Source organism: uncultured Methanofollis sp., assembly GCF_937919355.1.
Classification (GTDB): domain Archaea; phylum Halobacteriota; class Methanomicrobia; order Methanomicrobiales; family Methanofollaceae; genus Methanofollis.
In genome coordinates, this window is the sequence record NZ_CALFSA010000055.1 from 1 (window position 1) to 5,021 (window position 5,021).

Sequence of the window (5,021 nt, forward strand, 5' to 3'; positions counted from 1 at the left end):
CGGTTCATCCCCACACGCGTGGGGAACACTCTTCTCCTTATCATCCCGAGAAGGAAACTTCATTCCATGTACATTTTCCGGACGTCCCTGCGTCCAGGATCCCTGCTGTTCAGGCAACCGGGGAGAAGAGATTCAGCGTCCTGCATCCTCTCCTCCCTCTTCGGGGAGAAATGAGATGAACTTTACGCCATCCATATCTTTTGGCACGCGACGGTTGTCGCCCGTCATAACAAAGTCATATCCGGCGTCGTTACGCTCCTGCCAGATCATCACGGCACTCCCCTCCTCGATGCCGGCCAGGACCTGATCCCAGATCATCTCCCGCACCCGCACCGAATAGGTCCCGACATAGACCCCACTCCGCACCTCGACGAGCCAGAGGGCGAGACGGCCCCGCAGTCGCGGTGGGGCGTTCTCGACGGCGACGACTATCAGGGTTCCCACGGGTCCTCCTCCGGGATCGCCGGGGGCAGAGCATCGGACGGGGCTTCCGGGATCGAAAGACCCCCTGCGGCGAGAACCTCGTCGATGAGGGGTATGACCCGCTCCAGCAACCTGCTTGAACGGAATGCATCCCGGCAGGCAAGCCTCGTCTCCCTTTCCGGGTCGACCGGGTGACGTGCGGCTGTTGCAAATGCCGCCGGCACTACAGTCTCGAATTTGACCAGGTCCGCAATGTCGTAGACAAATGAGAGGGGCTTTCCTGTGTGGATAAACCCGATCGCCGCCGAATACCCCGATGCCAGCACCGCTGCCTCGCAGATCCCGTACAGGCATGCTGTCGCTGAACTGAGACACCGGTTCGGGACATCTCCACTCCCCCAGTCGGTTGCGTCGTACTCCCGCCTGTTCCACCGCACCCTGTACCGCTTGGCCAGGTTCTCGTACATCCGTCTCACCCGTGCCCCCTCCATCCCGCGAAGTTGGTTCACCGAGTAACTGGCGGGCACCTCCTCCCCGAACCTGACCTCGTACATCTTCCGCACCACCCGCAGCCGCGCATCCTCGTCGAGAGCGAGTTGTGCCTGATACAGGAGGCGGTCTGAACGTGCGCCACCCGGCCTCCCCGAGGAGTAGAGGCGAACCCCCGCCTCTCCGACCCACACGAGCAGGCAACCGACCCGCGCCGCCAGTACAACCGCTGCATGGGAAACCCGCGTCCCGGGTTCAAGCATCAGGCAGGCCACACCGCCGACCGGGATCTGAGTCCTGATGCCATTCACATCGACCAGGACAAAGGCCCCGTCTATGACATCAAGTTCGCCCTTTTCGAGAAAAATGAGGGTAAGTCGTTCTTTCAGGGGAATAGGGCGGACAGGTGGGAGGATCATTCCCATACCTCAGAGGGGGCGGACAAGGATGAGTCCGCATCCGAAACTCTTCGCCGGCCCGACACCCGAGTAAAGCGTCTCTTCAAATCTTTCCGGGTCTGTGACAGTCAGGACACCGGTGAAGTCGATGGTGCTGATCGTCACCTTTGCACCATTATTCCACTTCCTGAAACGGTGCTGCCGGTAGCCATCAGCTCTGATCAATCCTTCATCGATGGAAAATCCGAGCCTATCAGCCCGGGAAGCAAGCCAGGCATTTCCCTCTCTCTGGATGAGCATAGCCTCTGTCGGTCTGGCCTCTGGCGGACATCCAGACTGTTCAAGCAGGGCCTTTGCGTCCATCACCACGTCATGCCTGTGCTGGTTGCCTTTTTCATCCCTCTTTGTCCGGATCGGGTTGGCCCGGAGGGTGAAACCTAGCCGCTGCCCTTTCCAGAGAGAGGGCCTGTACTCCTTCTGTTCGATCTCCCAGATCCCATCAAGGTCCACGGGTTCTGCGGTGGATACGGCATATATCTGGGGGGAACGCTCCTGCATGTCCATGCGGTAGATGAAGTCCCGGTCCTTCCTGGAACCGTCAGAGAAGATACGCCAGACCATGGCGTGGACCTCGTAGGGGTTCCTGACCGCTCGCCAGAATGCGGGCGAGCGGGTCACGTCACCCTTCAGCCGGATCCTGTAGATGAATGGCATCATCTCACCCCTGCCGGGATCTCTATCCGTGCTTCATGCTCATCTCTCTCCGCAAAGAGTCTCTTCATCGTGTCGAGAGGTACATCCCGCCTCGGTACCGTGTACTCTGCGCCAGTAGCAAAACCGTTCTCTTCACTCCCCTCCCAGCAGAGAATGCCCGTCTCTGTTCTTCCGGGAACCTGTCTGAGATAGATATCATCATGGAAGGTGACCTTCTCAAGAGCCTCGCGGAGGTTTGCCCCCTTGACCACCTGTGGTTGAAGGGGCAGGGCGAGCGGGCAGGACTTCCGCCCGAGATAAAGGGCGAAGACCGGATGCCGCAATCCCTCTGCGATCTCAGCCAGCGTGTAGGGGGGATTGGCCCCGGCCTCCCGGAGACATATTGTATAGATGACGTCGCAGAGATATTCTCGTGTCGAAAGGATCGTACTCAGGTCGTCCCGCGGGATGCTCATCTCTTCTCTTCTCGTGAAAAACCTCCAGTGGCGCTTCTTTGCGATCTCGGGGGCGACCTGTGTGGTGTGATAGTCGCGAAGGAGTGTACCCCTCGTATGGGTGATTGACGCCATCAAGTAGCCATCTCTCAGACATGCCTGCCCCGCGGTATCGTCCCGGCGGATGCCGAGGGCCGCTGCGACGATGCCCAGGACTGCTGATTTCGAGGGACTCCGTTCCGCAGGCCTGTACTCCCCGACCGCGATCCCGCCCCATGAAACCATCGGTCCGTAGAGACGAAAGACAAGGTACTCAGGCATGGTCATCAGCGACGAAAGTAAGGATGTCCCCGAGAGTTCCCTCCCCGGTGACGGCGTTCATTTCTTTACAGGCATCGGCGCATGAACCATAGACCTTTTCCATATTCTCTTTTGTCTTTTTCATGGCGAGAATTGCGCATTTCAGGTAATCTTCACCTTCAACAGGTTTCAGGAAGGCTACGGCAAGGGACCGCGGTTGTTCTTTCCCCCGCTCGGCAAGGAGATAGGAAGCGTAGGCCCGCGAGGCGAAACTGTTCTGTTTGCCTTTTGGCCCGACTTTCGCCGCGGCCTCCACGAGGGCCCGGATCGACCTGTCTGCGAGGCTCTCGTCGCCGCCGAGGTTTTCGACGAGGAGGTCGCGGTTGATGCAGACATACGCGTAAAAGAGACCTGCCGCAAATTCGGCCTGCCCGACGTGTCCGGCACCGACGCTCTCCTCACCGCGGTTGAGGTCGTCGACGGCTGTGAAGTAGTCATCTTCGACTGCAACTTTGTGGACGGTGATTGCATGGGCGACCTGCACGGCAGCTTCCTTGTTGAATGCGGGATTGGATGCGAGCATACGACCGAACATTGCGATGTCGACGGCTGAGCTCTGTTTCCTGAGGAGTGCAAGGTCCTCTTCAGACGGCTCCCTGCCCTGCTGTGCGAGTCTGGCGATGAGATCGTCTATTGCGGCAACCTCCTCTGGACTGAAATGGACCATCTGTTCAACACAGAGTGAGTCTTTCTTTTTCTTCAGGGGATCGCCCTCTTCGTCTTTCTCTTTTTTCGGGTTCTTCAGTTTCCCGAAGACGCCCGCAATCTTCTGTGCCCATGCGATAGCGTCTTTCTCTTTTACGACCGGTCTGACAACATCCCCCTTCTCCCCATTCAGGAGTGCATCGAGTTTCTTTCCGCTCGAAAGGGCACAGTAGACCTGCCATCCCATCTCTTTTGTCCTGATGCCGATGTGGCCGGCGAATGCTTCCTGGAATATTTCCGATGTACGCCACGCTCTTTTCAGGCTCTGTGAGGAGACACGGAGCCGTCTGGCCCCGCCCATCATGGCGGTCTTCGGTGTGCCAAGGTCGTCGCGGTTCAGGTTCGACGGGGGATACGATGCAAGGATATGCAACTGGATAAATTCGGACATTTTTTTCACCTCATTCTTCAGTTTTTGGAATATGTTCGTAATATTCTTCAGCCCACGCTCTTTTCGTCGTCTGGTTCCACCAGTATGCCCCTGCGATCAGACTTGGCAGGTGCGCCTTCCTTTCGGTCTGGCGAATAAGGCGGGTCAGCATCGGGTAGAGTTCCTGATAGTCATAGTCGCCCACCCGCAGGAGACGACGGAACCGGGGGTCACTGACACGTGGTGATGTTCCCCCGTCTTTCGGGCGGGCGAAGATCTCGGCTGTTGTCGGGGACTCAATATGGTCATCCACATGGGACAGTATCCCGGCAACGACTGCAAGGTTTTCTGCATCTAAGTCGTCGGGCATCATCGCTTTCAGGCGGTAATATGCCGGGACAAAGGCGACATCTGCCGGCCCGCGGCACCTGCGGAGTTCTGCCCGGTCACCGCGGTGTTTTGGATCCTGTATTTCTGCCCACCACTTCATTGCATTCTTGATCAGGTCCTGCCGCCTGCTTGTTTTTTGTATCTGGTCTTCTGTCATGTTTTCGCCTTCTCTCTCTGTTTCTTCGGGTCCGGGATCCCCAGGTGCCCTCTCGCCGCTTTGTTTGCCTTCGAAAACGGGTTTCTCAACAACTTCCTCGCGTTGACTGCCCTCCGTGCGTTGATCTCATCGATGAGGTCGATCTGGGAGTATTCGTCGAAGAGATGTTCCCCCTCTCTTTTCAGGATCCTATACCATTCCTTCCTGAGGGCCATGGTATCTCCTCCTTTTCCCAGGACGGTAACAGCCTCTTCAAGCGAGCGGTAGAAGTCCCTCTCTGTTGCCTGGTAGAAGCGTGCCGTGGTCACAGAGAGGTCTCCTTTCACGTCGGCGGGATTGTCGAAGAGGGCGACTTTGACGCACCACCTGACGTTGTTTGCCATCTCTGCCGCAGACTTTACCATGCTGGCAGCGAGGTCTTCCAGTTCTGGCTGGGATTCATCTTCTGCCGAGATGATTGGCATTGTCCCCTGGTAGTAACAGCGGGGTTTTTTGTTGTCCATGTCAAAACCGAACGCCCACAGGCGCGGCCTGCTGCCGTTGGGTGCGAAGACTTCTCTGACCCGCCCGGGGGGTGTACG

At 57.8% G+C, this 5,021-nt stretch carries 7 protein-coding genes; all 7 read right to left on the bottom strand.

The window, feature by feature from the left end:
- Window positions 1-132 precede the first annotated feature (132 nt).
- Complete coding sequence (gene cas2e, locus Q0520_RS02645; RefSeq protein ID WP_298666238.1) at window positions 133-444, bottom strand: type I-E CRISPR-associated endoribonuclease Cas2e; 312 nt, start codon at window positions 442-444, stop codon at window positions 133-135.
- A complete protein-coding gene (gene cas1e / locus Q0520_RS02650) occupies window positions 432-1,331 on the bottom strand; it encodes a type I-E CRISPR-associated endonuclease Cas1e (RefSeq protein WP_298666239.1) in 900 nt (299 codons plus the stop codon). Before cas1e ends, cas2e begins: the two co-directional genes overlap by 13 nt.
- A gap of 9 nt (window positions 1,332-1,340) precedes the next feature.
- On the bottom strand, window positions 1,341-2,027 hold the full coding sequence (gene cas6e, locus Q0520_RS02655) for a type I-E CRISPR-associated protein Cas6/Cse3/CasE (protein WP_298666242.1): 687 nt from the start codon (window positions 2,025-2,027) through the stop codon (window positions 1,341-1,343).
- A complete protein-coding gene (gene cas5e, locus Q0520_RS02660; RefSeq protein WP_298666244.1) occupies window positions 2,024-2,785 on the bottom strand; it encodes a type I-E CRISPR-associated protein Cas5/CasD in 762 nt (253 codons plus the stop codon). The genes cas6e and cas5e overlap by 4 nt, the downstream gene beginning before the upstream one ends.
- Complete coding sequence (cas7e, locus tag Q0520_RS02665) at window positions 2,772-3,914, bottom strand: type I-E CRISPR-associated protein Cas7/Cse4/CasC (RefSeq protein WP_298666247.1); 1,143 nt, start codon at window positions 3,912-3,914, stop codon at window positions 2,772-2,774. The genes cas5e and cas7e overlap by 14 nt, the downstream gene beginning before the upstream one ends.
- A 10-nt stretch (window positions 3,915-3,924) precedes the next feature.
- The gene (gene casB, locus Q0520_RS02670) at window positions 3,925-4,440 is read right to left on the bottom strand and encodes a type I-E CRISPR-associated protein Cse2/CasB (RefSeq protein ID WP_298666250.1); all 516 of its coding nucleotides are present in this window, start codon (window positions 4,438-4,440) and stop codon (window positions 3,925-3,927) included.
- The coding region (locus tag Q0520_RS02675) for a type I-E CRISPR-associated protein Cse1/CasA (RefSeq protein WP_298666252.1) at window positions 4,437-5,021 on the bottom strand (585 nt) is incomplete at its 5' end. The genes casB and Q0520_RS02675, both read right to left, overlap by 4 nt.

Bases quoted from the DNA above. Each gene is read 5' to 3' on its own strand.
- cas1e (WP_298666239.1), bottom strand. From the start codon at position 1,331: ATGATCCTCCCACCTGTCCGCCCTATTCCCCTGAAAGAACGACTTACC.
- cas6e (WP_298666242.1), bottom strand. From the start codon at position 2,027: ATGATGCCATTCATCTACAGGATCCGGCTGAAGGGTGACGTGACCCGC.
- cas5e (WP_298666244.1), bottom strand. From the start codon at position 2,785: ATGACCATGCCTGAGTACCTTGTCTTTCGTCTCTACGGACCGATGGTT.
- cas7e (WP_298666247.1), bottom strand. From the start codon at position 3,914: ATGTCCGAATTTATCCAGTTGCATATCCTTGCATCGTATCCCCCGTCG.
- casB (WP_298666250.1), bottom strand. From the start codon at position 4,440: ATGACAGAAGACCAGATACAAAAAACAAGCAGGCGGCAGGACCTGATC.